25 protein-coding genes are annotated in these 26694 nt (G+C 34.1%); 5 read left to right on the plus strand and 20 right to left on the minus strand.

Features of this window, described 5'->3' with window-relative positions:
• Positions 1 to 13: 13 nt before the first annotated feature.
• The 20 genes from HMPREF1252_RS07015 to HMPREF1252_RS07110 all read right to left on the minus strand — a co-directional run bounded on the left by HMPREF1252_RS07015 (position 14) and on the right by HMPREF1252_RS07110 (position 22582).
• A complete protein-coding gene (locus HMPREF1252_RS07015) occupies positions 14 to 1648 on the minus strand; it encodes a putative manganese-dependent inorganic diphosphatase (RefSeq protein ID WP_023060005.1) in 1635 nt (544 codons plus the stop codon).
• Positions 1648 to 2286, minus strand: a complete 639-nt coding sequence (locus HMPREF1252_RS07020; protein ID WP_023060000.1) for an MBL fold metallo-hydrolase — start codon at positions 2284 to 2286, stop codon at positions 1648 to 1650. Before HMPREF1252_RS07020 ends, HMPREF1252_RS07015 begins: the two co-directional genes overlap by 1 nt.
• On the minus strand, positions 2287 to 2736 hold the full coding sequence (gene dtd / locus HMPREF1252_RS07025) for a D-aminoacyl-tRNA deacylase (protein ID WP_023060010.1): 450 nt from the start codon (positions 2734 to 2736) through the stop codon (positions 2287 to 2289).
• Positions 2736 to 4877, minus strand: coding sequence for a bifunctional (p)ppGpp synthetase/guanosine-3',5'-bis(diphosphate) 3'-pyrophosphohydrolase (locus HMPREF1252_RS07030; RefSeq protein WP_023060013.1), 2142 nt, complete (start codon positions 4875 to 4877; stop codon positions 2736 to 2738). Before HMPREF1252_RS07030 ends, dtd begins: the two co-directional genes overlap by 1 nt.
• An 8-nt stretch (positions 4878 to 4885) precedes the next feature.
• On the minus strand, positions 4886 to 6622 hold the full coding sequence (gene recJ, locus HMPREF1252_RS07035; RefSeq protein WP_023059997.1) for a single-stranded-DNA-specific exonuclease RecJ: 1737 nt from the start codon (positions 6620 to 6622) through the stop codon (positions 4886 to 4888).
• Between the two features lie 140 nt (positions 6623 to 6762).
• Positions 6763 to 8070: a ribonuclease PH gene (gene rph, locus HMPREF1252_RS07040; RefSeq protein WP_023059993.1), complete on the minus strand. Its 1308-nt coding sequence runs from the start codon at positions 8068 to 8070 to the stop codon at positions 6763 to 6765.
• Positions 8060 to 9367, minus strand: a complete 1308-nt coding sequence (locus HMPREF1252_RS07045) for an N-acetylmuramoyl-L-alanine amidase (RefSeq protein ID WP_023059994.1) — start codon at positions 9365 to 9367, stop codon at positions 8060 to 8062. The genes rph and HMPREF1252_RS07045 overlap by 11 nt, the downstream gene beginning before the upstream one ends.
• Positions 9368 to 9383: 16 nt before the next feature.
• Complete coding sequence (locus HMPREF1252_RS07050; protein ID WP_023059998.1) at positions 9384 to 10367, minus strand: AIR synthase-related protein; 984 nt, start codon at positions 10365 to 10367, stop codon at positions 9384 to 9386.
• Entirely contained in the window at positions 10364 to 11653 is a 1290-nt protein-coding gene (locus HMPREF1252_RS07055) for a hypothetical protein (protein WP_023060004.1), read from the minus strand. The genes HMPREF1252_RS07050 and HMPREF1252_RS07055 overlap by 4 nt, the downstream gene beginning before the upstream one ends.
• Entirely contained in the window at positions 11641 to 12351 is a 711-nt protein-coding gene (locus HMPREF1252_RS07060) for an A24 family peptidase (protein ID WP_081695952.1), read from the minus strand. The genes HMPREF1252_RS07055 and HMPREF1252_RS07060 overlap by 13 nt, the downstream gene beginning before the upstream one ends.
• Positions 12348 to 12695: a type II secretion system protein gene (locus HMPREF1252_RS10035; RefSeq protein ID WP_023059990.1), complete on the minus strand. Its 348-nt coding sequence runs from the start codon at positions 12693 to 12695 to the stop codon at positions 12348 to 12350. The genes HMPREF1252_RS07060 and HMPREF1252_RS10035 overlap by 4 nt, the downstream gene beginning before the upstream one ends.
• A gap of 9 nt (positions 12696 to 12704) precedes the next feature.
• Positions 12705 to 13871 carry a type II secretion system F family protein gene (locus HMPREF1252_RS07070; RefSeq protein WP_023060014.1) on the minus strand — a complete coding sequence of 389 codons (1167 nt, stop codon included), beginning with the start codon at positions 13869 to 13871 and terminating at the stop codon, positions 12705 to 12707.
• Between the two features lies 1 nt (position 13872).
• Positions 13873 to 15297, minus strand: a complete 1425-nt coding sequence (locus HMPREF1252_RS07075) for a GspE/PulE family protein (protein WP_023060006.1) — start codon at positions 15295 to 15297, stop codon at positions 13873 to 13875.
• 5 nt (positions 15298 to 15302) lie between these two features.
• Positions 15303 to 17366: a type I DNA topoisomerase gene (gene topA / locus HMPREF1252_RS07080; RefSeq protein WP_023060017.1), complete on the minus strand. Its 2064-nt coding sequence runs from the start codon at positions 17364 to 17366 to the stop codon at positions 15303 to 15305.
• A gap of 8 nt (positions 17367 to 17374) precedes the next feature.
• Positions 17375 to 18463 carry a DNA-processing protein DprA gene (dprA, locus tag HMPREF1252_RS07085; protein ID WP_023060011.1) on the minus strand — a complete coding sequence of 363 codons (1089 nt, stop codon included), beginning with the start codon at positions 18461 to 18463 and terminating at the stop codon, positions 17375 to 17377.
• Complete coding sequence (locus HMPREF1252_RS07090) at positions 18463 to 19983, minus strand: YifB family Mg chelatase-like AAA ATPase (protein ID WP_023059999.1); 1521 nt, start codon at positions 19981 to 19983, stop codon at positions 18463 to 18465. Before HMPREF1252_RS07090 ends, dprA begins: the two co-directional genes overlap by 1 nt.
• Before the next feature lie 8 nt (positions 19984 to 19991).
• On the minus strand, positions 19992 to 20345 hold the full coding sequence (locus HMPREF1252_RS07095; protein ID WP_008902387.1) for a YraN family protein: 354 nt from the start codon (positions 20343 to 20345) through the stop codon (positions 19992 to 19994).
• Positions 20342 to 20953, minus strand: coding sequence for a ribonuclease HII (locus HMPREF1252_RS07100; protein WP_023059995.1), 612 nt, complete (start codon positions 20951 to 20953; stop codon positions 20342 to 20344). Before HMPREF1252_RS07100 ends, HMPREF1252_RS07095 begins: the two co-directional genes overlap by 4 nt.
• Positions 20946 to 21779 carry a ribosome biogenesis GTPase YlqF gene (ylqF, locus tag HMPREF1252_RS07105; protein ID WP_023060002.1) on the minus strand — a complete coding sequence of 278 codons (834 nt, stop codon included), beginning with the start codon at positions 21777 to 21779 and terminating at the stop codon, positions 20946 to 20948. The genes HMPREF1252_RS07100 and ylqF overlap by 8 nt, the downstream gene beginning before the upstream one ends.
• Positions 21776 to 22582: a Cof-type HAD-IIB family hydrolase gene (locus HMPREF1252_RS07110; protein ID WP_023060018.1), complete on the minus strand. Its 807-nt coding sequence runs from the start codon at positions 22580 to 22582 to the stop codon at positions 21776 to 21778. The genes ylqF and HMPREF1252_RS07110 overlap by 4 nt, the downstream gene beginning before the upstream one ends.
• 577 nt (positions 22583 to 23159) lie before the next feature.
• On the opposite strand from HMPREF1252_RS07110, the gene HMPREF1252_RS07115 reads away from it, so the two are divergent.
• Genes HMPREF1252_RS07115 through mobT form a run of 5 tightly spaced genes read left to right on the plus strand, consistent with a single transcriptional unit; the run spans position 23160 to position 26691 of the window.
• A complete protein-coding gene (locus HMPREF1252_RS07115; protein ID WP_000420681.1) occupies positions 23160 to 23474 on the plus strand; it encodes a YdcP family protein in 315 nt (104 codons plus the stop codon).
• A 15-nt stretch (positions 23475 to 23489) separates the two neighbouring features.
• Complete coding sequence (locus HMPREF1252_RS07120) at positions 23490 to 23876, plus strand: YdcP family protein (RefSeq protein ID WP_000985040.1); 387 nt, start codon at positions 23490 to 23492, stop codon at positions 23874 to 23876.
• Positions 23877 to 23915: 39 nt separating this feature from the next.
• Entirely contained in the window at positions 23916 to 25310 is a 1395-nt protein-coding gene (locus HMPREF1252_RS07125) for an FtsK/SpoIIIE domain-containing protein (protein WP_002368310.1), read from the plus strand.
• Between the two features lie 2 nt (positions 25311 to 25312).
• Entirely contained in the window at positions 25313 to 25468 is a 156-nt protein-coding gene (locus HMPREF1252_RS07130) for a hypothetical protein (protein ID WP_036747082.1), read from the plus strand.
• 32 nt (positions 25469 to 25500) lie between these two features.
• A complete protein-coding gene (mobT, locus tag HMPREF1252_RS07135) occupies positions 25501 to 26691 on the plus strand; it encodes a MobT family relaxase (protein WP_202898865.1) in 1191 nt (396 codons plus the stop codon).
• Positions 26692 to 26694 lie beyond the last annotated feature (3 nt).

Here is a 26694-nt window from a genome sequence, read left to right on the forward strand (position 1 = left end):
TATGTCCTCTAGATCAATTTTTAATTTCTTTGTCGACGCCTCTTGTCACTGCTGGTAATAATTGTTTCTTCCTAGATAGAAGTCCCTTTACTTCAAATACTTTTCTCTCATCTTCAGTATTTAATTCGCTTTTTATTCCATTATAAAAAGAAGATTCTATAAAAACTTTAGATGATTCATCCAATATATTTGTTACCATGGTTACAAATCCTGAAATATTTTTTTCTTCTACTGTCGATTTCATTATCCTTGAAATATCTTCTTTTAATTCATCCATAAATTCATCGTCCATGGTAAAGACTTGAGATATTAGGAAGTCGTACCCAGATATATTAAATTTCTTTTGATCTATATTTAATATTTCTTCTACGGTCTTTCCTTTTAATGATGTTCCTGCTTTAAACATTTCTTTTGCAAATTCTTTACTATCGATTCCACTGATTTCTTCTAAAATTTTAAGTATTTTCTTATCTGTTTCTGTAGTGGTTGGACTTTTAAAGAATAATGTGTCTGAAATTATCCCCGCCATAAGTATTCCAGCTATTTCCTTTGGCATATTTACAAGTCTTTCTAAATATATTTTAGAAACTATGGTTGCTGTACTTCCAACAGGCTCATTTCTAAAGTAGATAGGTTCGTTTGTTGGTACGGACTGTACTCTGTGATGATCTATTATTTCAAGTACATTTGCTGTTTCAATTCCATCGATAGATTGAGTCTTTTCGTTATGATCTACCAATATCAAATCATGTCCTTTTAGATTCAAAAGATTAAATCTTGAAATACTTCCTAGGACTTCATCTTTTCTATTTAGGACTGGATATTGACGAAATCTCGTCGATTTCATAATATTCTTTATTTCGGATACTTCTTGATCCTCATAGAAAGCTATTATTTCATCTTTTTTCATTATCTTATCTATGCTTGTTGCAAGTGGGATTAGCTTAGCTGCCCCTACAGTATCTAAGTCTGTTAAGATATATGAAACATTTTTTTCTTTTGCAAGCTTTTTTAAATCTTCTTCTAGATCTACACCGCCTACAAGTATCATAAGAGAAACTTCCATCTCTATGGCAGATTTTCTAGCTTTGTATCTATCTCCTACGATTACTACATCTCCAGGACTTATATATTTTCTTGCAAGATCTGTATCCATCGCATAGGCAGTTAGTTTTGTCTCTGGCTTTATGCCTTTGAAATTATTTTTTATAAGTTTACCGCTTAGTACTTTTGATAAACTTTCTAAATTTATATTACCTTCTAGATTATGTTCACTGGCAAACTTTAGATATCTATCCATGATGTCATACATGGTTACTAGTCCGACCATCTTCTTGTCCTTATCCACCACATATGCACTCTTATAATTCTTCTTTTGTAAAATATCTAGAGTATCAAAGATAGACGCATCTTCTTCTATTTCTATGGCATCGTCCATATTTATGTCTATCGCTCTTGGGAAAATATCTTCTTTTAACTCAGGAACTTCTACGTTGAAATAATCTAGTATAAATTTTGTTTCTAAATTTAATTCACCTAGTCTAATGGGCTCAGTCTTATTTCCTTCTATATTTTTTAAATATGAATAGGCTATACTTGAAACTATTGAGTCCGTATCAGGTTTTTTGTGTCCAGTTATATATATCATTACCAAAGACCTTTCGCTTTTTGTATATATGGATTAAGTCTTAATTCTTTTCCGATATCTGTTCCAGGTCCATGACCAGGATATACCTTTATATCTTTATCTAAATCGGAAAGTCTTAGAAGTGAATTCATCATTGCTTCTTCACTTCCCCCTGGTAGATCTACTCTTCCCATTGATGTGTAGAAAAGTGTGTCCCCAGAGAAAAGATCTTTGCCATTTAATAAGAAGCAACAACTTCCTTCTGTGTGACCTGGCGTATGAAGAACCTTGAAGTTCATTTCACCAACAGTTATTTCATCTCCATCTTTCAAAATACCATCTGGTGTAACATCTTTTACTTCCATGCCAAGCATAGGTCCAAAGTATTTTGAATTAGTCTCTAACATTTCTACATCTTCTGAAACTAAGTATACTGGCACATCTTTCTTTTGAACTATGTCATAGAGTCCACAAACATGATCCGGATGGGCATGAGTTAATAGAACCTTTTTTAAATTTAGTTGCAATTCATTTAATTTTTTTAGTATCGCTTTTGCGTTGTCTGCAGGATCTATTACAACCGCATTTTTTTCATCATCATAGACTATATAACAATTGGTTTGAAAAGGTCCAAGTATCATCTTTTCTATATTTATCATTTAAAACACCTTCTCTGAATCAAGTAAAATTGTAACCGGTCCGTTGTTTATAAGCGATACCTTCATATCTGCTCCATAGGACCCAGTTTCTATCTTTAGTTGTGAATTTTTAAGTTCTTCTATCATTTTTTCGTAAAGAGCTCTTCCTTCTTCGAATCCAGCTGCAGTTGAGTAAGATGGTCTATTGCCCTTTCTCACATCTCCATATAGAGTAAACTGACTGATTAGAAGTATGCTTCCTCCTACATCCATTATAGATTTATTCATTACTCCATTTTCATCATCATAGATTCTAAGATTTAATAATTTTCTCAGTATATAATTTAAGTCTTCAACAGTGTCGGTATCCTTTATACCAAGAAGAACGACCATTCCCCAGTCGATTTCCCCTATAGTTTCTCCATCTACCTTTACACTGGCTTCATAACTTCTTTGAACAACTGCTCTCATTATGCCTCCACTCTATAAACATCGTAAACATGTTTTATTTTCTTTATCTTTTCAATTAATTTTTCTAGTTCTTTTATAGATTTAATCTCAACAGTAAGGTCCACTATAAGCTCATGATCTTTCCCTTTTCTAGCGCTAAGTGATGAAAATTCGAGCTTAGAATCAGATATTTTATTTGCAATATCTGAAATAACTGTCGCCCTTTCAAAAGCCATAACTTCTATTTGAGCTGAGTAGAATCCTGATTCAGTTTGATTCCAAGAAACATCTACGATTCTATTTTCGTCAATTCCTTTTAAGTTAGGACAATCTGCCCTATGAACAGAAACTCCACGACCAATAGTTACATAACCTATGATGTCATCTCCAGGAACAGGGTTGCAACATTTTGCAAATCTTACCTTTACATCATCTATTCCATCAATAACAATTCCACCGCGTTTTGGTCTATTTGACCTTGTAGTTCCTATCTGTTCAGTTGGATCTTCTGTATCTTTATAAGTTCTCTTATATATGTCTACAAGTTTTGCAGTTACTTGATTTACAGAGATAGTCCCAAAACCAACCGCCGCATACATATCGTCGATAGTTGAGATATTTAATTTTGATCTTACTTCTTCAAGCCATTCATCCTTTAAAAATTCAAAAGGTTTATATCCTATCCTCTTAGCTTCATTTACAAGCATATCCCTGCCACGTTCAATATTTTTATCTCTGTCTTTAACTTTGAAATATTGTTGGATTTTCTTCTTAGCTTGAGGACTTTTAACTATATTTAACCAGTCAAGTGATGGTCCTGAGTTAGGGTTTGTAATTACACTTACAATGTCCCCACTCTTTAATTTATAGGTAAGTGGAACTATCCTTCCACTTATCTTTGCACCGACACAAGTGTTTCCTACTTGAGAGTGAATTCTATAAGCAAAGTCAATCGGAGTAGATCCTTCTGGCAAGTTCACCACATCACCATTAGGTGTGAATACAAATACTTCGTCTGCGAAGAAGTCAATCTTTAGCGTTTCCATGAAGTCATCTGCATCATTTACATCTTTTTGCCATTCTAAAAGCTGTCTTAGCCAAGTTAGGTTCTCGTCAAATGACGTTGATTTAGTAGCTCCTGATTTATATTTCCAATGAGCAGCAATACCGTATTCAGCAGTTTGATGCATTTCGTAAGTTCTGATTTGAACTTCAAAAGTTTCACCATTGCTGTCGATTACAGTTGTATGAAGTGACTGGTAGTTATTTGACTTAGGCATTGCAATATAGTCTTTAAATCTTCCTGGAATTGGTTTATAAAGATTGTGAACAGCACCAAGAACTCCGTAACAATCTTTGACTGTATCTACGAGCACTCTTACCGCTTGGAGATCATATATTTCATCAAAAGCCTTTTTCTTTATTACCATTTTTTTGTAAATTGAATAAAAGTTTTTTGGCCTTCCGTGAATATCTGCCTTTATACCAGCCTTTTCAACTTCAGCTTTAATTTCATCTATAAGCTTTTTGATTAGGTCTTCTCTCTCGTTACGTCTCTTGTTGACCATGTCTACCAATTTATAATAGTTGTCTGGATCCAAGTAACGAAGAGATAGATCTTCAAGTTCCCATTTAACTTTGCTCATACCTAGTCTATCCGCTATTGGCGCATAGATTTCTATGGTTTCATTTGCTTTTTCAATTTTCTTTTCTGGGGTCATATACTCGAGTGTTCTCATGTTATGAGTCCTGTCTGCAAGTTTAACTATGATTACTCTAATGTCTTTCGCCATAGCAAGAACCATTTTTCTTATATTTTCTGCTTGGTTTTCTTTTTTCGTCTTATAATTTAATTTTTTTAACTTCGTAACCCCATCTACTAGATCTGCAATCTCTTGACCGAATTCTTCTTTGATATCCTCATAAGTTACATCAGTATCTTCAACTACATCGTGTAAAAGACCAGCAACTATAGTAGGGGTATCCATATTCATATCTGCAAGTATAAGCGCTACGTTGAATGGATGGATGATGTAGTCCTCTCCAGAATTACGCTTTTGTCCCTTGTGATGTTTTTCTGCTAAATCAAAAGCCTCTTTGATTAGATCTAGGTTTGCGTGTTCATTATACGATTTTACTTTATCTAATAATACTTCTATCATAATTACTCCTAAGGTCTTACACTCTTTATGCTAAGTTGAAGAGTCGTGTTTCCCATAAATTTATTTACATCCACAGATGCAACCACATCTATAAATAGCTCTTTTTTATTTTGAAGAATATAGTTTAGCTGTTCTCCATCATATTTAGAGCTCATTAGCTTTTTAAAATTATCAAAAGTTTGAAAATATATACCTTCTACATAATTTTCTCCATCGGTAAAGGTAAATTTCAAAACATTTTTATTTTTTCCAAGTACATCAAGTCTAACAATTTTTAAGTTCTTAAATCCAAAGATTGGATCTTCATTTCCCTTTCCAAAAGGTTTAAGTCTCATAATTTCATCGTAAAAATCGAAATTAATATCTCTTAATGTAAGGCTATCATCTAAATAAATCGTCTTTACAAGATCCTCTCTCGTAAGATTTGAATTATTGTTTAAATCCTTTACAAAATCTCTTAATTTTTCCCTTTGAATAGTTAATCCGCAAGCCATTTGATGACCACCAAAAGCTGTAAGATATGATTTTATCTCTGATACTTTTGTGAACATATCATAGGCTTCAATACTTCTTCCAGAGCCTTTAAGTTCATCCTTGCCACTTAGTACAATGGTTGGTCTATAATATTTTTCCTTTATTCTTCCTGCAACGATTCCTGCCACTGCAGGATGTAGATCTTCATCTAGTACTACAAGCACCGGAAATTTCCTTTGCATTTCATGAGTTTCTATGAAGTCTATAGCTTTTTTAAACCCCTCTTCTGTGTAGCTTTGTCTAGTTGCATTTAGTTTTTTAAGCGATTCTACAATTTCAGTTCTCTTAGTAATGGAGTCTGACATAAATAACTCAACCCCAATATCTGCAGTTTCAATCCTGCCAGCAGAGTTAATCATAGGACCGATTAGAAATCCTATTGCAGATACATCTAACTCTTTTTGAAATCCTGAAAGCTTAACAATATCATCGAACCCTGAAATAGTACTACTATTTAAAATTTCCAGTCCGTACTTTACGAATATTCTGTTCTCTCCCACCAAGTTCATCATGTCACAAATAGTTGCAACAGCCACATATGGAAGTAGAGCTTTTTCCTTTTCTTCATCAATACCTTGAATTTTATATAGATAGGATATAAGTTTAAAGGCAACTCCAGCTCCACATAATTCTTTGAATGGATATTCACAGTCAGATCTCTTGGGATTTAGTACCGCATCTGCTGCCGGGATACTGTCCTTGCCATCAATCTTTGGTACTTCGTGGTGATCTGTAACTATTACATCCATTCCCAGTGATTTTGCATATTTAACCGAATCATTTGCCGCAATTCCATTGTCACAAGTTATAATTAGAGAAACATCTTTTTCTTTTAATTCATCTACGATATTATTATTTATTCCATATCCTTCTTCTCTTTCTGGAATTCTATAGATTGGATTCATACCAAGAGTTTGAAGCCCTTTTAAAAGAATAACCGTACTCATGACTCCATCTACATCATAATCTCCAACTATGGCAATATTTTTACCGCTACTTTTTGCAGACAATACTATATTCCCAGCTATTATCATGTTCCTCATCTTTAGAGGAGTTTCTAAGTCATCATAATCTATATTTAAAAAATGCTCTGCCTCTTCGTTAGTTACTATTCCCCTCTTAGAAAGGAGATTGGCAGTGGTCTTAGTTATATTTAATTTTTCTATATCTAAAGAATTTTCTTTATTTCCTTTTAATATCCAACGTTCCATATTTCACCTATAATTAAGTATTTTATCATATTTTAGCACATTTTTCGATAAATGGTGATAATTAGCATTTATTATGCTCTTTCAAAGGATGAAAAATAAATTTTTAAAATTATACAAAATAAAAAACCTCATTAAGAGGTTTAGTTATTTCTATATTTATATTTTAAATATGATTTTAAATTTTCTGTAGCTATTGCTCTATGAGATATTTTATTCTTCTCTTCTTCACCTAGCTCAGCAAAGGTTTTGTCGTATCCATTTGGAATAAATACACTATCGTAGCCGAAACCTTCTTCGCCTCTTTCTTCATAGGCGATGGTGCCGTCAATTCTACCACTAAAGAGTTTTATTTCTTTACTTGGTTCTACTAAGGCAATTGAAGTTTGGAAGTAAGCGCTTCTGTCTTCTTTGTCTTGTAATTTTTCTAAAATCTTTTCTATATTTTTCTTGTCATCGTGATCGCCGCAGTATCTAGCAGAATGCACTCCTGGCTCTCCATTTAGTGCATTTACAAATAAGCCTGTATCATCAGAAATGACATTTTTATATCCGACCAATTTTGAAATTTCTTCAGCTTTTTTTCTAGCATTTCCTTCAAGGGTCTCTTGATCTTCATCCACTTGTAAATCTTGTAGACCTACATCTGATTTAGATTCAACGATTAAATCTATATCGGATAAAATAGATTCCATCTCTTTTATCTTGTGAACATTATCTGTCGAAAGCACCAAGTAATTATTAGAAGGTACTGTATCCTCAACTATTTTCATAATTTCATCTATAGTTTCTTCTGATAATTTTACAAGTTCATCAAGCTCTTTTATTTTTAAAGGAGATTTTTCTGATGTGCCTTGTATTTCAATAATGTTATGGTCTTCGTCCATGACGATATTCATATCTACATCGGCTTTAGAGTCGTCATTGAAATCTAAATCAACCATTAATCTTCCATAAACTTTTCCAAGTGATATTGCAGCTACCTTTCTTTTAATTGGATTAGCAAAGATTAATTTTTCTTTTAAATATTTATTTACAGCAAGTTTTAATGCTACAAATCCTCCTGTTACAGAAAGAGTTCTAGTACCACCATCAGCGGAAATTACATCACAATCAATCCATATGGTTCTCTCTCCTATTAGGGTTAAATCTATCGCCGATCTTAATGATCTACCTATAAGCCTTTGAATTTCTTGGCTTCTTCCGTCAATCTTACCTCTAGAGATATCTCTTGGTTTTCTTCTTTGAGTTGAACCTGGTATCATGGAATATTCTGCGCTGAGCCAACCAACTCCTTGTCCTTTTAAAAAGAATGGAACTTTGTCTTCAATCATCGCAGTTACAATTATCTTTGTGTTCCCCATCTCTACTAGACAAGATCCATCTGGACCGCTCAAGTAGTTTGGAGTTATTTTTAAATCTCTTATCTTGTTAAACTCTCTATCTCTCATCAGATTCCATCCTGTAATTCATCACATATTCTTGTACTCCTCTTACGATTGCATCTGCCATAGTATCTAAGTAGGAGCTGTCGGTTATTTTTTCCATATCTTCACTATTTGTTACAAATCCCAATTCACATAGTGCAGCAACTGTTTTGGTTTTATTTAAAACGATTAAATCCGCTCTATTTTTAACTCCTCTGTTTACTGCTCCTGTACTATCTATAAGCTCTTTGAGGATTGCTTTTGCCATATGAACCTGTTCAGATTTTTTTATAATAATATTTTTTTCTGAACCATAAAGTACTTCAATCCCTTTTGATGTACTACTATTGGAAGCATTAAAGTGAATAGATAAGAATATATCTGCATCACTAGTGTTTGATATTCTTGCTCTGTCCAAAAGCTTTATATATTCATCTTCTGTCCTTGTAAGGATAACATCATAACCAAGCATCAAAAATCTTTCATTAAGTCTATTTATCATATCAAGGGTAAGTGTTTTTTCCATAACTGACTTATCTATAGTACTTATTGCACCTGAATCTGTCCCGCCATGACCCGCATCTAATACTATCTTAATCTTTTCACCATTTTGAACGAATCCCTTAGTGATTTTTCTTTTCTTTGGATCTATTTTGTATTCCTCTTCTTTAAGCCCAGCTCTTTCATAAATCTTGTTTTTCTTATTATTTTGAGCATTCTTTGTTTCTTTTTTTTCAGATTGTGATTGGAACTGAACTCCTGAATTGCTATTCTTCTTGCTGTTTTCGTTTTTTAAATCTTCATCACTAATAATTGTCTCTGTTTTAATTACCGTCGAGCTTATATTCTCTCCAGTAGTTATAAGTGCTGTAGAAGTTTTTTCGTCCCAAGAAACATTATATCCCAAAGTTTCTGAGACAAATCTAAGTGGAATCATAGTCTTGGTTTCAACTCTAGGAGAATTATATAGAGCAAGCTTAGGAATTTGATCCTTGTCAACTATATTTTTCTTACCATCGACATATGTGACATCTGAATTTATTTTAAGAACTATAGTTTTTTCGCCGAACTTAATCTCAACGGTCATGTTGTCTCCGTCCCAATTAACCTCTGCTCCCAGTCCTTCCGTAAGCTCTCTAACAGGGACAAAAGTCCTTCCACTAGTTACATATGGACTGAAGTCAGATTTAATAGGACTTCCATTTACAAGTACATTCGCATCCAAAACTTTTACATCTTTTTTATCTATCTTTACACTGCTTAGCGCATAGGCTGGCACTATTAATACCAATAATATTATTGCAACAAATATTTTTCTCATACTACCTCCTAATTCATTATACCACTTTGTAAAGTTCATCAGGAGAAGGTTCTGCAATGTCAAATTTTTCTCCGTTTTTATTCATAACTATACCAGTTTCAACTAAACTTCCTATATCAGTAAATAGTAGTCCCACATTTTTCGCTTCATCAATTAGTCTTTCACTGTCTTCCCTATCTACGATTATCATCATAGATCCTGATGAAATAAATCTAAGTGGGTTTAAATTAAAACCTTTGGTAAGTTTTTTCGTAACATCTGTTATAGGTATATCTTCAAAGTTTATTTCTGCACCAAATCCAAGGTTGGTCGCCATCTCCCATACAGCTCCTAACACTCCGCCTTCTGTTATGTCGTGAAGTGCTCTAACTCTAAATTTTCTTGATACTAGAGATTCTTCTTTTACAGATAGAAGCTTGGAATAGGATTTAGCTTCATTTAATTCATCTTCATTTAAATATTTTGAACTTTCTAATTCAAAGTCGTGGGCTATTATTGATGTACCTTCTAATGCAACATGCTTTGACACTAGAATTCTATCTCCAATCTTTGCAGATTTTCTATTTGGAAGAATTCTATCCTTGGTCTTTGCCAATACTGTTGTAGTTATTACAACTGTATTTACAACATCTGTTACTTCAGTATGGCCTCCAATAATATTTACTCCAATCTTGTCACAAGCAGATTGAGCGTCAATCATTATCTCTTCAATTTCATTCTTCGTCGTCTTTGCCGGTAATAGAACGGACATCAAAAGTCCCACCGGTTCAGCAAGTAGACAGTATGCGTCATTGCAAGCCACATTTACTGCAAGTGAACCTATATTTTTGCTCGCTCCAGTTATTGGATCAACTGAAGTGACAAGGAGCTCATCTCCTAAATCCACAACAGCACAGTCACTTCCAATTTCAGAAGCTTCTAAAACTTCTTTTCTATTTAGTGTAAGATTATTAAAAATTAATTTTTTTAAGTCGTTATTAGAGATTTTACCTATTTTCATTTTTCCTCCAAGTTGATTGTAAAGTAGTAGACGTCTTTTTTCTCATAATCTATTCTAGGGTTATAATCTTTTAGATAATCTTCAATAATTTTTATTGTAGGTTCATCTTTTGCAAGACCAGAAATGACTATTTTTTGTTCGTCGGCTTTTATTGATGTGATGAGTATATCATTTTCATTTAATTTTTTTAATTTCTCAAGTATTTTTTCAAATTTTTCAGAAAAATCTGCTTTTTCATTTGTATTTTCTGAACTGTCTTCAGAAATATTTTCATTTTTTATATTTTCTAAATCTATTGAATCCAACTCTTCTTTTAAACTTTCAATCTTATTTTCATTAATACTTAGTTTATCCGATTTGGATTTGTAAATTATAAAGCTAGATAATAAAAATGCAAAACATAATAGTATATATCCTAGTTTCTTGAAATTAAATGACTTTAAATTCGTCTTCTTTGTGCTAGTTTTAACTTTAGAAAAATCAATGCTCTCTACACTGAAGTCTCCTAATTGTTCTTCCAAAATTTTTTGATCAAATTCAAAATAATCATTTAAAAATATTTTGCCTACATTATTATTTGTAGCAATATTTTTTAAATCGTTTAGAAACTCACTTACTATGAAGTCGTATCCCATAAAAAAATCCTGTAAATCTACAGACTCTCTATAAAAAGATGGATTTTTTATTTCATGGAAGTACTTTTCATCGATATCATAATCTTTTTTAAGAGTTACTAAATTATTTAAATCAATATTTTTAATCTTGTCAATGGAGCCATTTTTAATGATAATATCTGCACTTCTTCTACCGACAAACACATAGGTACCATCGGAATTTTCTTCTACAAAGGTAGTAATAGGATATACATTTCTTAAATTTAAATCTAATTTATCAAATATTTTACGAACTTTTTCAAAATCTTCTAAATAGATGGCAGAGACAGAATATTTTCCATCATTAAACTTTTCAACCATTGGGATGACCTGATCCTCAGTTTCGAAATATTCCTTGCTTTCAATTTGAAGCATGGACTCAAGATCTGACTCGGATAGATTTGGTAGTTCTAAAGTTTTATGAATATATGATTTCATAAAGTAGACATAGGTATCCGTGCCACTTTTTATCTCTCTATTTTCTATCTCTTTTTTTAGAATGTATAGAAGATAATTTTCATCCGTTATCCTTCCGTTATATAGAACTGATTCATCAACTATTATTCTCGTTGTATTTTCGTTGTAATTTAAATATATTAAATTTTCGTCTAAAAATATGTTTACAATTTGCAAAGTAAAACTCCTAATATGGTTGTTACTATAAATGGTCCAAATGGTATGTAATCTTTTATATCTTTTATTTTAAATAAAATAAGCACTATTGCAACTACTGCGCCAAGTAAAAATGTGTATGTAAAATTATATAGAGCATCAATTATTCCACTAGAAACAATTCCTAATGGAATAGAAAGTAGTGCGTCTCCTGAACCCATAGCTCCAGTTATTTTATAGATTGCATAAAAAACAACAGCTAAAAAACACATTGATTTAATAGCATCAAAAGTAAAATTATTATTAGTAACTCTAAAATTAATTAACAAAAATGTGAGCGTCATCGTGTCAATATCATAAATGTCCATGTACTTCAAATCTGTAATTGCAATTAGAAAACAAAATGAAAAAATAATTAAAAATATAAAAAGATTAAAATTAAATCCAAACTTTAAAAATCCAAGCACAAATCCAATTCCTGAAATAACTTCAAAAATCGGATAGAGTGGATCTATTTTCTTATTGCAACATGAGGATTTTCCCCTTAAAAGAAAATATGAAATTATCGGAATATTATCCACTACTTTCAAAGTTTTATTACAATGATCGCAACGGCTTCTCCCAAAAATAAAATTTTTATTATTATTTCTTCTAATGGAAACTAGCGTTAGAAATGATCCTACACATGCTCCAATAATAAACATTAAAATATAAATCATTGCGGAACTATTTTTCCATTTTCAAATTTTACTGGTCCTGGTGTTACTACTATATTTTTATTTGCATCAACGCTCACTGAAAAGTCTGATCCGTCATATGCTTTTGGTATTTTTGAATCCATGTAACCCTCTAAATCAGTTAAAGCTACTGAATTTGCTTCTGGATGTTCTACTAAGTATGTGGCAGCTGCCTGTTTTATAACTTCAACATTGGTATTGTGGGCTGCTGCTTTCGCCTTTTCTTGAGTGTGCATATATTTCGGAATTGCAATTGATGCAAGCAGTGCAAGTATTGCTATTACAACTATTAATTCAATTAATGTAAATCCTTTTTTCTTTTTCATTTCTTCCCCCTAAATAAAATTTACTATATCAAACATTGGAAGTGCTACTGAAATTACTATAATTCCTACCACTACTGCTAGAATAAGTATTACTATTGGTTCAAAGTATGAAACCATCTTCTTTAGATGAATTTTTAAATTTTCTCTGTAGTAGGTAGATAATTCTCCTACAACTGAATCTAAAGATGATGACATCTCAGCAACTTCTATAATTTCTAAAAATAATTTATCGAAGTACCTGTCCATTTTTAAGGATGTTGAAATACTCATTCCAGAACTTATATTTGTAAGTACATTTTCAAAAATCTCTTTTAAATATTCATTTGAAAACGAATCTCTAATCATAACCAGTGCTCTTTGCGGCTTAACTCCAGATGATAAAAGCGCATCTAAGGATGAAACAAATCTCTCTGTGTAGTAAATCTTGCCCGTTTTTGTTCTGGCGATAAATCTATCGAAAATTATTCTTTTCTTAATTCCAAAATAATAATATATCGAAATTCCTATTAAAACTAAAAGTATGCCTATGTAAAAAAAGTTTTGTCTTATAAAATTTGAACTATTTACAACAATTTTTGTAATTAAAGGAAGTTCTATATCTCTGCTAGCGTACAAACCAACAAATGTTGGCACCACAAATAGTATTAGAAAGTTCACCACAAGCATGGTTGTGAAGATCAAAATTATTGGATATATTAGTGATTTCTTGACTTCCTGCCTAATATTTTCAAGCTCCTGCAAGTAATCTGCCATATTTGTAAAGGTCTCTTCAAGATTTTCTGATTCTTCAGCAATCTTAATACTAGAGATCACAAATTTAGAAAAAATCATCGAGTCTTCAAATATTTCTCCTAGACTTTCTCCCATCTTAAGCCTCTTTTCTACATTTGAAAAGAACTCATACTTTTTGCCATCGCTACTATTCTTTAAAAGAACGAATGCACCATATAGATCTATTCCTGATCTTAGCATTATTGATATTTCTTTAAATAAAAGAGGTATCTCTCCTTCTTTAAATGTTCCTTTAAAGCTCGCTTCTTCTAATACTTCTTCAATTTTAACAACTTTATATCCTCTGGATTTTAGCTTTTGAATGGCGATTTCTCTACTTGAATCTATTAAAACTCCATTCACAATCTTTTCCGAGGGATCTATGGCTCTATATTTAAATTTCATTTTAATGGAATATATTCTTCTTTACTTCTTCAACTGAAGTTGTGTAATTTTCTACCAATTTTAAAAGACTTTTCTTTAGAGTAACTAGTCCTTTCTTTTCAGCGACTTCTCGTATTTTATTTATGTCTTCACCTTTGTAAAACATGCTTTCTAATTCATCGTCATAGTCTAGTATTTCAAATACAGAAGTTCTGTTTAAATATCCATCTTTACACATCGGACATCCAACTGGAATTGCATGATCCATTTCCCTGTCAAATACATCGACGTATTCGTGAACTATTTTCTTACAATGAGGACAGAGAAATCTCACGAGTCTTTGTGAAACCACTCCTATTAGTCCTGCATTTACTTCATAGATTGGCACTCCCATCTCAACTAATCTGGTAACTGCTCCTATTGCATCCCTTGTATGAAGTGTTGAGAGAACTAAGTGACCTGTTATAGCTGCCCTTAAGGCAACTTTTGCAGTTTCTAGCGAACGAATCTCTCCCACCATTACCTTGTCCGGGTCTTGTCTTAAAATTGCTTTAAGTCCAGTTTCAAAATTAAGCCCAGACTGTTCATTTACTTGAACTTGGTTTATTCCCTCAACTTTGTATTCTACTGGATCTTCAACTGTAATTATGTTAAGCTTTGGATTTTTTATGTATTCCAAAATTGTATAAAGTGTAGAAGTTTTTCCCGATCCTGTAGGCCCTACTAATAGAATTAAACCTGATGGCTGTCCTATAAGTTTAATAAGTTTATCCCTATCGCTACCATCTATACCAATTCCATCAAATGTAAAATCTACCTTCAACTTATCCAAAATTCTTAGAACGATCTTTTCTCCATAGACCGTTGGAATGGTTGACACTCTTATATCAGTTGAAAATTTTTCGTTCTTATAGGTAAATCTTCCATCCTGCGGTAGAGATTTCTTAGCAATGTCCAGATTTGATAAAACTTTTATACGCATGATTACTTGGTTGTAGAGATCTTTTTGTATCTCAGAAATATCGGAAAGAATTGAATCCATCCTTATTCTTATAACTGCAGATTTTTCTCTAGGATCGAAATGAATGTCGGATGCCTTCTTTGTTATTGAATATGTAATTATCTTATCCAAAAGTTTGGATACAGGGCTTTTTATATTTTCAAAATAATATCTATCTTCTTCAGATTTTACTTCTATACTCTTTACAAAATCTTCAATTTCAGAGATTTCATCATAGAATTTATCTCTTAGCTCTTCTAACTCCGCTTCATTTACTGGAATAAATTTAGATTTTAATCCAAAACTATTTTCTAAAATCTTATCATTGAAGCTTACACCTTCAAGTATATAAAAGGTTGCCTCATTCCCAAGAACACTTTTGGGAACAAGGCTATATTTTTCTGAATAATCTTTATTTATTATCTTTTTTAATCTTTCTATTTCCATTTATCTCATTTTTGAAAGTTACAGTCCTTGTTTGGACATCTCAATACTACACCACTTCTAGTTCTAACCTTGGTCAAATTTTCTCCGCATTTTGGACATTTTTCTTCCACCGGTTCATCCCAGGATACGAAATCACAATCAGGATATCTTGAACAGCCGAAGAATTTACGGCCTTTTTTAGATCTCTTTACAACTATGTCACCCTTATTACACTTTGGACATTTAACTCCGATTTTTTCTAAAAGAGGTTTGGTATTTTTACATTCTGGCCAGCCTGGGCATGCTAAAAATTTTCCAAATCTGCCCATTTTGATGACCATTTTTCTACCGCATTTTTCACAGACTTCATCTGTCTCTTGATCTCTTATATCTATCTTTTCCAGATCCTTATCCGCTACTTTTAGATCATCTTCAATATCTTTATAGAACTCTCTTACTATTTCTTTCCAGAACATATCTCCTTCCGCAATTTTATCCAGTCCTGTTTCAAGTTTTGCGGTGAAGTTTTCATCCACCAAGTCTTTGAAGTATTTTTTCATGACATTGTTGACAGTTTCACCGAGTTCTGTCGGTACAAACTTCTTATCTTCAATAACTACATAGTACCTAGATAGAATGGTAGAAATTGTAGGCGCATATGTTGATGGTCTTCCTATTCCTAAATCTTCAAGCAGTTTAATTAAGGTCGCTTCTGAATATCTAGCTGGCGGTTGTGTATAATGTTTTTCTTCTTTGCAAGAAGTTGTCTTTATGATTTCATTTTTTTCTAAAGATGGAAGAATCGTATCTTTTTCAATGGCATAGTTGTAAACTTTTAAAAATCCATCGAACACGATAGTTGAGCCTTTTGCTTTAAATAAATTGTCATTTGATGCTATGTCAATAATTTGATTTTCATATATTGCAGGACTCATAAATGATGCTACAAATCTCTTCCAAATCAAACTATAAAGTTTATATTCATCGCGAGAAAGCGAATCTTTTATGCTCTCTGGAGTCCTTGTGACATCGGTTGGTCTTATACATTCGTGAGCATCTTGTACATTGTCCTTTGATTTAACGCTTCTATGGCCTTTTAGATACTTGCTTCCGTATTCAGAATTTATAAATAAAAATGCATTGTCTTCTGCTTCTTTAGAAACTCTTGTTGAGTCGGTTCTCATATAAGTTATAAGTCCCACTTCTCCCACCTTTGGAAGGTATATTCCTTCATAGAGTTTCTGTGCAACCATCATTGTCTTCTTCGTTGAGAAGCTTAATCTCGTTGAGGCTTGTTGCTGCATGGTAGAAGTTGTAAATGGAGGTTGAGATGCTCTTGTTCTATCTGATTTAGATATTTCTAAAACTTTAAAATTATTTAAATCAACTGAGTCTATAATTTCTTTTGCTTGTTTTTCTGATGTAATTTTGTCTTTTTTCGCTTTTCCATTTTCAATTTTTCCATAGTATTCAGAATTAAAAGTCTTTCTGCTCTTTAAATGGCTAGCTTCTATGGTGAAATATAGTTCAGGAATAAACTCTCTGATTTCATCTTCTCTGTCGCAAATTAGTTTTAGTACCACCGATTGGACACGTCCTGCTGAAAGTCCACTCTTAATCTTCTTCCATAAAAACGGTGAAATGTTGTAACCCGCAAGCCTATCAAGCACTCTTCTAGCCTGTTGTGCATCAACAAGGTTCATGTCTATTGACTTTGGTTCTTTGATTGCTCCCTTAACTTTATCTTTTGTTATTTCATTAAAGGTTACCCTCACCTTATCTTTTGGATTTAAATCAAGTATGTGAGATAGATGCCAAGAGATAGCTTCCCCCTCTCTATCCGGGTCAGTTGCCAAAAATATTTTTGAAGCGTCCTTTGCATCCTTTTTCAATTCTTTAATTAATGGCCCCTTTCCCCTAATGTTTATATACTTAGGTTCGAAGTCATTTTCAATGTCGATTCCCATAGTTGATTTAGGTAAATCTCTAATATGTCCTATTGAGGCTACTACTTTATAATTAGAACCCAACATTTTCTTTATTGTTTTTGCCTTTGTAGGTGATTCTACTATAACTAAATTCTTTGCCATAATTCTCCTTACTTACTCATGAATCTTCCCATAGATTCTTCCATTATTACACCTTTTATTTCCAGTACTGTAAGTATTCCACTTACTTGGGATACGCTAAAGTTTGTATTTTGAACGATACTATCCACATCGTTTTTACCTTTAACGATTAAATCATATACTATGAGCTCATCTTCACCGAGCTCTGTTCTCATTTTTTTATTCTTTTTGTCTAAACATTCTTCTTGTAATTTGTAGATATTTTCTACTATGTCTCCAACTTCTAGAGCTATAATGGCGCCGTCTCTTATAAGTTTGTTGGTTCCTTCAGAATAAACAGAATTTATATTTCCAGGCACAGCAAAAACTTCTTTGCCCTGCTCTGCTCCAACTCTTGCTGTTATAAGAGATCCACTTCTATCCTTTGCTTCCACTACGATTACTCCATCTGAAAGTCCAGAAATAATTCTGTTTCTCAGAGGAAATCTATAGGGCATCGGTCCTGAAGTCGGTGGAAATTCACTAATTATTAGTCCTTTTTCTCTAACTTCTTCATAGATTTTTCTATTCTTGCTCGGATAACAAATATCCACCCCTGTGCCTAGTACACAGGTAGTCCTTGCTCCATATTTAAGAGCGGTTTTGTGGGCGATGCTGTCGATTCCATAAGCCATTCCACTTACTATCTCAACTCCAAGCTCACATAGGTCTGATGCAAACTTTTCGGTTACATATGCACCATACTCTGTATGATTTCTCGCACCGACTATCGCTATCTTTATGGTTTCTTCGTTGAAACTTCCCATGTAGTATAGAACAGCTGGAGAATTTTCAATAAGTTTTAGGCTTACCGGATACATCTCGTCATTATAGGTTATGACTTTGATTCCATGTTTGTCATTGTATTCGTATAACTTTTTAAGCAGATCTTCATCATAATCTTTTAGCTTTTGAAATGTCGCCTTTTGAACCAAACTCTTTAGCTCTATATTATTAGTTATATCTTTTAGATCATCTGCTGTCAAATTATTATCTGAAAAAAACTCGTCTATTATTAAAATTTCACTATTGGATATTCCCTTTGCATTCAAATATACAAGCATTTCATCGTAGTTCATTACTTACTCCAATATTTTCCGTCGATAGTTCTATATCTTATAGCTTCTAGTAGGTGCATCTCTTTGATATTTTCTGATGAATCAAGATCTGCGATAGTTCTCGCTATCTTTAAAATCTTGTTGTAGGTTCTCGCTGAGAATCCATATTTTTTAAAACTAAGCGCCATTAGCTTTTCACAAGCTGAGTCTAGCTTACAGTATTTTCTAATTTTATTATCAGGCAAATCGCCATTTAGTTTGAAACTTTCCTTTGCATATCTCTCTTCTTGTAATTGTCTAGCACGAAGAACAGAATTTCTAAGAGTTTCAGAATCAAGTCCAGATGCCTCATCAGAAATATCTTCATACTTAACTTCTGATACTTCTATGTGCATATCAATTCTATCGAGAAGAGGATGAGATACTTTAGAAAGATATCTATCTATTTGAGGTCTCGTACAATTACACTCATGAAGTTTTGAACCATGGTATCCACATGGACACGGATTAAGTGCAGCGATTAAGATAAAGTCTGCAGGATAAGTAAGTGTCGCAGTCGCTCGGCTTATGTGAATTGTCTTTGATTCAAGCGGTTCTCTTAAAACTTCCAGAACATTCTTTTGAAACTCTGGTAGCTCATCCAAGAATAATACTCCTCTGTGAGCCAGTGATATTTCTCCTGGTTTTGGTATGGATCCTCCGCCGATTAAACTTACTGCTGATGCGGTATGATGGGGAGATCTAAATGGCGGCGTTGTGATGAGTGCTCCTTCTTTTAAAAGTCCTGACACGGAATATATTTTAGAAACTTCTATTGCCTCTTCAAATGAAAGTTTCGGTAGTATGGTCGGAAATCTCTTGGCTGCCATGGTTTTACCTGAACCCGGTGTGCCCACCATGAGCACATTGGTTCTCGATGCGGCAGATATTTCAAAGAGTCTCTTCACCTTTTCTTGACCTTTTAAATCTTTGAAATCAAGATCATAGGTTACTTGTTCTTCCGATCTATTACCTACCATTCTCTTTAATGTTCCCGTTCCTTTTACGAATTCCACAACTTCCGTCAAGTTTTTCGCCGGATATATTTCAATATCTGATACTACAGAACATTCATTTCTATTGGCATATGGAACTATAAATTTGGTAAATCCTTCTTCTCTCATGGAAATAACCATAGGAAGCACTCCTTTTACAGAATTTATACTTCCATCTAGTGCTAGTTCTCCTATAAATATAATATCTTTTGGATCTTCGTCTACTTCATCGTTTGCGCAAAGAAGTGACATAGCTATAGCAAGGTCTAATGCAGATCCATCCTTTTTTATTGCAGCTGGAGCTAAATTCACCGTTACTCTTTCGTTTGGAAATGAGTATCCTGAATTGGTTATAGCAGATCTTACCCTTTCACCAGATTCTTTTACTGCCGTATCCGCAAGTCCTACAATGGTTAATTTTGGAATATTCCTAACTATATCTGCTTCTACATTTACAAGAGTTCCCTCTAGTCCTAGAAGTGTTACCGTCTTTACTTTTGCATACATATTCTACCTCAACTTAAAATAAATGCATCTTTGTTATGTACTATCTTCTTCTCATCTAAATATACTTCTACTACATCGAATCTAACTTTTATATTTTGGAGCTTTTTGTCATATATATACTTCATTGCTCCTCTAATTATCCTACTTTGTTTATTTTTATTTACCGCTTCAGATGGTCTTCCGTAGCTTGAGTTCTTCCTCGACTTAACCTCTACAAAAACGATTTCAGTACTGCTCTTACAGATTATATCGATTTCAAAACCGATGCCTCTATAATTTCTCTCAAGAATATTATATCCATTTTCTTCTAGAAATTTAGCCGCAATGTCCTCTCCAATGTCGCCAAATACCTTTGTATTCATTTCCAATTCTCCATATTTTTTAGAAAAGATTTTCTATGATGTGGCGTTGGACCTTTTTCAAGTAATATTTCCCTGTGTTTTTTCGTTCCGTATCCCTTATGTCTTTCAATTTCATATCCTGGATATTCCTTAGCCCATTTCTCACAAAGTCTATCTCTATATACCTTTGCAACTATTGATGCACAGGCGATGGAATATACTTTTTCATCCCCTTTTACTATGGATTCCTGTGGTATATCAGTCTCCAAATGTTCCGCATCTATTAAGAGTACATTCGGGTCCACTTTTGTACCATCCTTTGCTCTTAAGTTTTGCACCGCTAGTAACATAGCAAGATGGGTTGCCATCTTTATATTTATTTTATCAATGGTGACAGAGTCCATGATTCCAATTCCGTATGCGACACATGAACTAAGAATCTTGTCATATAACTCAGCTCTTCTTAATTCAGTTAGTTTTTTAGAATCATTTACTCCTGGGATCCTAGTCTTTGGCATGATGACAGCAGCAGCAACCACATCTCCGAAGAGACATCCCCTTCCCACTTCATCGATACCGCAGACCAAGTCCAAACCCTTGTCATAATAGTTTTTTTCTATTTCAATCATTTTTTTCTAGTGTAATTCTGCCGAGAATTCCCTTTCTAAATTCGTCTAATATAATGGAGGATACTTTGTTGTAATCGACTTCTGCCCCTCTTAAAATGGCGCCCCTCTTCCTTGCGATGTTTTCCATCACTTCGAGAGGATCCTCTGTCGCTTCTATTTTGTATCTGTTTTCTAAAATAGTTTTATCTAGCTTAAGTGTGTATTTTATAAATTCAAACGCCAATGTCTCTATGTCCATGATTTCATCTTTGATTGCACCAGTCCAAGCAAGATGGATCTGTGCTTCTTTATCAAGTTTATGCCATAACACACCTGGCGTATCCAAAAGGTGTAGGTCATCATTTATTCTGATCCATTGGTTGGTCTTTGTAACTCCTGGACGATTACCAACTTTAGTTGCCCTTCTCTTGCTGACATTATTTATAAAGGTACTCTTTCCTGAATTTGGAATTCCAACTATCATAGCTCTTAGAGCTCCTGTGGAGATTCCCTTTTCCTTCTGTCTCTCTATAAAATCCTTCATCAAAATTTTGGATTCTTTGACGATGACACTTGGATTTCCACTATTTGAATTATATAGAATCGCTCTGTCATTTGTTTTATCAATTGCTTCAACCCAAGCTCTATTTTCACTTGGAGAAGCTAAGTCTTCCTTATTTAGAATTATGAGTCTTGGTTTTTTAATTATTTCATTGAAGAGAGGATTTCTACTTGAACGAGGAATCCTAGCATCAACCACTTCGATGACGAAGTCCACAAGTTTTTGTTTATTTTCAATCTCTTCAATGGTCTTCTTCATATGACCTGGAAACCAGTTTATATTCATATTAAACCCCATTTCTCTATTGTTCTTACCACTCCGTGATTGTTGTTGTCAAACTCAGTCACATTAAATCCACTTTTTAGAGAGTCTCTTGCGTTCTTCATAATATATCCATGTCCAACGCTGTTTAACATCTCTATGTCATTTTCTTCATCTCCAAAAGCCATTACCTCTTCTGGAGAAATTCCGTAAGTTTTAAATATTTTTTCCAAAGCTGAATACTTAGAAATATTTGCCTGAACGATTTCTAACATGTAGCTATCCACGTTGGTTGCAGGCATAATATAAAATTTCAAATCTGAAAAATCATTTTTGATTTTATTCATAATTTCAGTTACATAGTCCAATGTTCCAACGTATATAACACTGAAATACTCTTCATCCTCAGAGAGTTCGTCTTTAAAATTAACCGGGAAATGATATCTGGAAATATATTTTTTTAAAGTTTCAGTCTCTGGCCTTCTAAGCATAATAGTGTTGTAGCCATCCTTGTAGCCGTTTACATGGGCAATGAAATTATCTATTCCATAGGTTGAAAGTTTCTTCACAGTATCATAACTAAGATGGTTTGAATAGAGCTCGTTTCCAAAGCTATCGAAGATTGCATTACCACTTAGTGTGTTGTAGAGAATTCTATCTTCCTTGTCGAAAAACTCCCTCGCTGAGAAGAAATCTCTTCCTGTAGAAACTACAACCTTTATTCCTTTATCTATTAATCTCGACAGAAATTCCTTGTCTTCATCTGGGATCCTTTTGTCAGAAGTCAAAAGAGTTCCGTCTAAATCTATTGCAATTAGTTTTATCATTGTTCACCTTTTTCTTCTATTATATTAAAATTATTTTTTATTCATTATAGTAGCATAGTTATCTTAATATTTCCATTATATCACAAAACTATTTTACAATTTTGTGGATTTCGATAGTGCAAAATTAATCCAATGAATTTTATAAAATTTTAAAATAAATGAAATTATTTAAGATGGTAATATAAAAGACCTTAGTTAATTGAATACTAAGGTCTCAAATTTATATTTTTTATTCTAAAAACAGTATAAAAATCTAATTATCCGCATAAACACTGGACTTATCACACTTTATCAAGGTCAAAACCACTCAATTTACTACTAATTTACTACTTATGAATGAGCTTTGATACGACGATTTATCCTTGAAAAGTGAAGATACAAAGATACTTCCAATAAAATTGAATATTTAATAGGTAGACACTTCAAAAAATGAGGTGTCTATTTTTTTACCCAATATTTGAAAGGAAGTGAACTTATGAAAACAGAAAATCAAGAATCAAAAGGTCGCTCCCCTCCCTTTAAGACCATCAAACAAACAAGATTTATCAAACAATAAAAAGAAAGGATAGGTAAAAATATGGAACTTAAATTTGTGATTCCCAACATGGAAAAAACATTTGGCAATTTAGAATTTGCTGGCGAGGATAAAGTAGAACAGCGAAGAATCAACGGACAATTAACTGTCTTATCTCGAAGCTACAACCTCTATTCTGACGTTCAAAGAGCAGATGATATTGTGGTGGTGCTTCCTGCTGAAGCTGGAGAAAAACATTTCGGCTTTGAGGAACGTGTAATGTTAGTCAATCCACGTATTACCGCAGAGGGCTATAAAATTGGTACTCGTGGATTCACAAATTACCTTTTACATGCGGACGACATGATAAAAGAATAAAGAAAGAGAGGAAAAATGATGAGATTACCTAATGGCATTGTATTAGATAAAGACGCTACATTTGGAGAATTAAAGTTTTCAGCACTCCGTCGTGAAGTACGAATCCAAAATGACGACGGTACGGTTTCAGATGAAATCAAAGAACGTACCTATGATTTAAAATCCAAAGGGCAAGGACGTATGATTCAAGTGAGTATTCCTGCCAGTGTTCCTTTGAAAGAGTTTGACTATAACGCAAAAGTGGAAATCATCAATCCAGTTGCAGATACCGTCGCTACCGCTACCTTCCGAGGGGCAGATGTTGACTGGTATATCAAGGCAGACGATATTGTATTGACGAAAGATTCCAGTACCTTTAAAAATCAGCCACAACCTAAAAAAGAGCCAGCCACGGATAAATAGTCATGCTACTTCCACTAGAGAGAAAGGAGGAAATCCCGCATGAAACAGTTTGGCATTCGTGGTAAAAGGATTCGCCCAAGTGACAAGGATTTAGTCTTTCATTTTACAGTAGCGTCCTTACTGCCAATTTTCCTGCTGGTTATCGGACTGTTTCATGTGAAGACAATCCAGCAGATTAACTGGCAGGACTTTAACCTATCACAAGTAGACAAGATTCACATTCCCTATTTAGTTATTAGTGTTAGTGTCGCAATTCTTGTCTGCTTGCTGGTGGCATTTCTATTCAAAAGATATAGATATGATACAGTAAAACAACTGTACCACCGTCAAAAGCTGGCTAAGATGGTACTTGAAAACAAGTGGTATGAATCGGAACAGGTCAAAACAGATGGCTTCTTCAAAGATTCGTCCAGTCGTACTAAGGAAAAGATAACCTACTTTCCCAAAATATTTTATCGCCTTAAAGATGGTTTAATACAGATGCGAGTGGAAATCACGCTAGGAAAATATCAAGACCAGCTCCTACACTTGGAAAAGAAATTAGAAAGCGGATTGTACTGTGAGCTGACGGATAAAGAGTTAAAAGATTCTTATGTGGAATATACCCTGCTCTATGACACCATCGCCAGTCGTATTTCTATTGATGAAGTCCAAGCCAAAGATGGCAAACTACGCTTGATGGAAAACGTATGGTGGGAATATGACAAGCTCCCTCACATGCTCATAGCTGGTGGTACAGGTGGCGGTAAAACTTACTTTATACTGACACTGATTGAAGCCTTGCTTTATACAGATTCTAAGCTCTATATTCTTGACCCAAAGAACGCCGACCTTGCCGACTTAGGCTCTGTGATGGGGAATGTCTACTACAGAAAAGAAGATATGCTCTCCTGCATTGACCGTTTCTATGATGAAATGATGGCACGAAGTGAAGCTATGAAAGAGATGGAAAACTATAAGACTGGCGAGAACTATGCCTACTTAGGACTTCCTGCAAACTTTCTTATCTTTGATGAATACGTGGCTTTCATGGAAATGCTGGGAAATAAAGAAAATACCGCAGTCTTAAACAAGCTCAAACAGATTGTCATGTTAGGTCGTCAAGCTGGCTTCTTTTTAATACTGGCTTGTCAACGTCCAGACGCAAAATATTTAGGCGACGGAATCCGTGACCAGTTTAATTTCAGAGTGGCACTTGGAAGAATGTCTGAAATGGGCTATGGCATGATGTTTGGCAGTGATGTACAAAAAGATTTCTTCTTAAAACAAATCAAAGGTCGTGGCTATGTTGATGTGGGAACAAGTGTCATATCAGAATTTTACACTCCCTTAGTACCAAAAGGTCATGACTTTTTGGAGGAAATAAAAAAACTAACCAACAGCAGACAGTCCACGCAGGCGACGTGCGAAGCGAAAGTCGCAGGTGTGGACTGATCTTGCTGGCTGGTGTGGCGATAGCCACGTCAGCACCTAACCCCCCGTATCTAACAGGGGGGTACAAATCGACAGGAAACAGTCAAAAAAATAGCAGAAAATTCTTTGGTTACAAGGAGTTTAGAAAATTTCGTGGTATGTCAAATGAGCTTCAATAGTTGACATACCTTTTTTAATTGGAGGGATTTAACTGAATGAACAAACTTTGATACAGCATTTAAAGGAAAAACGGTTGGCTTATGGGCTATCTCAAAACCGACTGGCTATTGCTACAGGCATTACAAGGCAATATCTTAGCGACATTGAAACTGGCAAGGTTAAGCCATCAGACGAGTTGCAACAATCCCTTTGGGAAACTCTGGAACGCTTCAATCCCGATGCCCCACTTGAAATGCTCTTTGACTATGTAAGGATTCGCTTTCCCACAATGGACGTACAGCATGTGGTTGAAGAAATATTGCAATTGAAACTTTCCTATTTTCTTCATGAAGACTATGGCTTTTATTCTTATTCAGAACATTATGCCTTAGGCGATATATTCGTTCTCTGCTCTCATGAGATAGACAAAGGTGTTCTGGTGGAATTAAAAGGTCGTGGGTGCAGACAATTTGAAAGCTATCTTCTAGCACAACAAAGAAGCTGGTATGAGTTCTTTATGGACGCTTTGGTGGCTGGTGGCGTGATGAAACGCCTTGACCTTGCCATCAACGATAAAACAGGGATTTTGAATATTCCCACACTGACGGAAAAATGCCTACAGGAAGAGTGTATTTCGGTGTTCCGCAGTTTCAAGAGCTATCGCAGTGGCGAACTGGTACGCAAAGATGAAAAGGAATGTATGGGAAACACGCTTTATATCGGTTCATTACAAAGCGAAGTCTATTTCTGTATCTATGAAAAGGACTATGAGCAGTACAAGAAAAATGATATTCCCATTGAAGACGCAGAGGTTAAAAACCGTTTTGAAATCCGACTAAAAAATGAGCGTGCCTATTATGCAGTACGTGATTTACTTGTCTATGATAATCCAGAGCATACAGCTTTTAAGATTATCAATCGGTATATCCGCTTTGTGGATAAGGACGATTCAAAAGCACGTTCCGATTGGAAACTCAATGAAGAATGGGCATGGTTTATTGGAAGCAATCGTGAACGATTAAAGCTAACCACAAAACCAGAGCCTTACTCTTTCCAAAGGACACTAAACTGGCTATCTCATCAAGTCGCCCCGACCTTAAAGGTTGCTATTACACTTGATGAAATTAACCAGACGCAGGTTGTGAAAGACATTCTCGACCATGCGAAACTGACAGACCGACACAAGCAGATTTTAAAGCAACAGTCGGTAAAAGAACAGGACGTGATAACGACAAAAAAATAACTT

The organism is Peptoniphilus sp. BV3AC2, from assembly GCF_000478945.1.
Taxonomy (GTDB): Bacteria; Bacillota; Clostridia; order Tissierellales; family Peptoniphilaceae; genus Peptoniphilus_B; species Peptoniphilus_B duerdenii.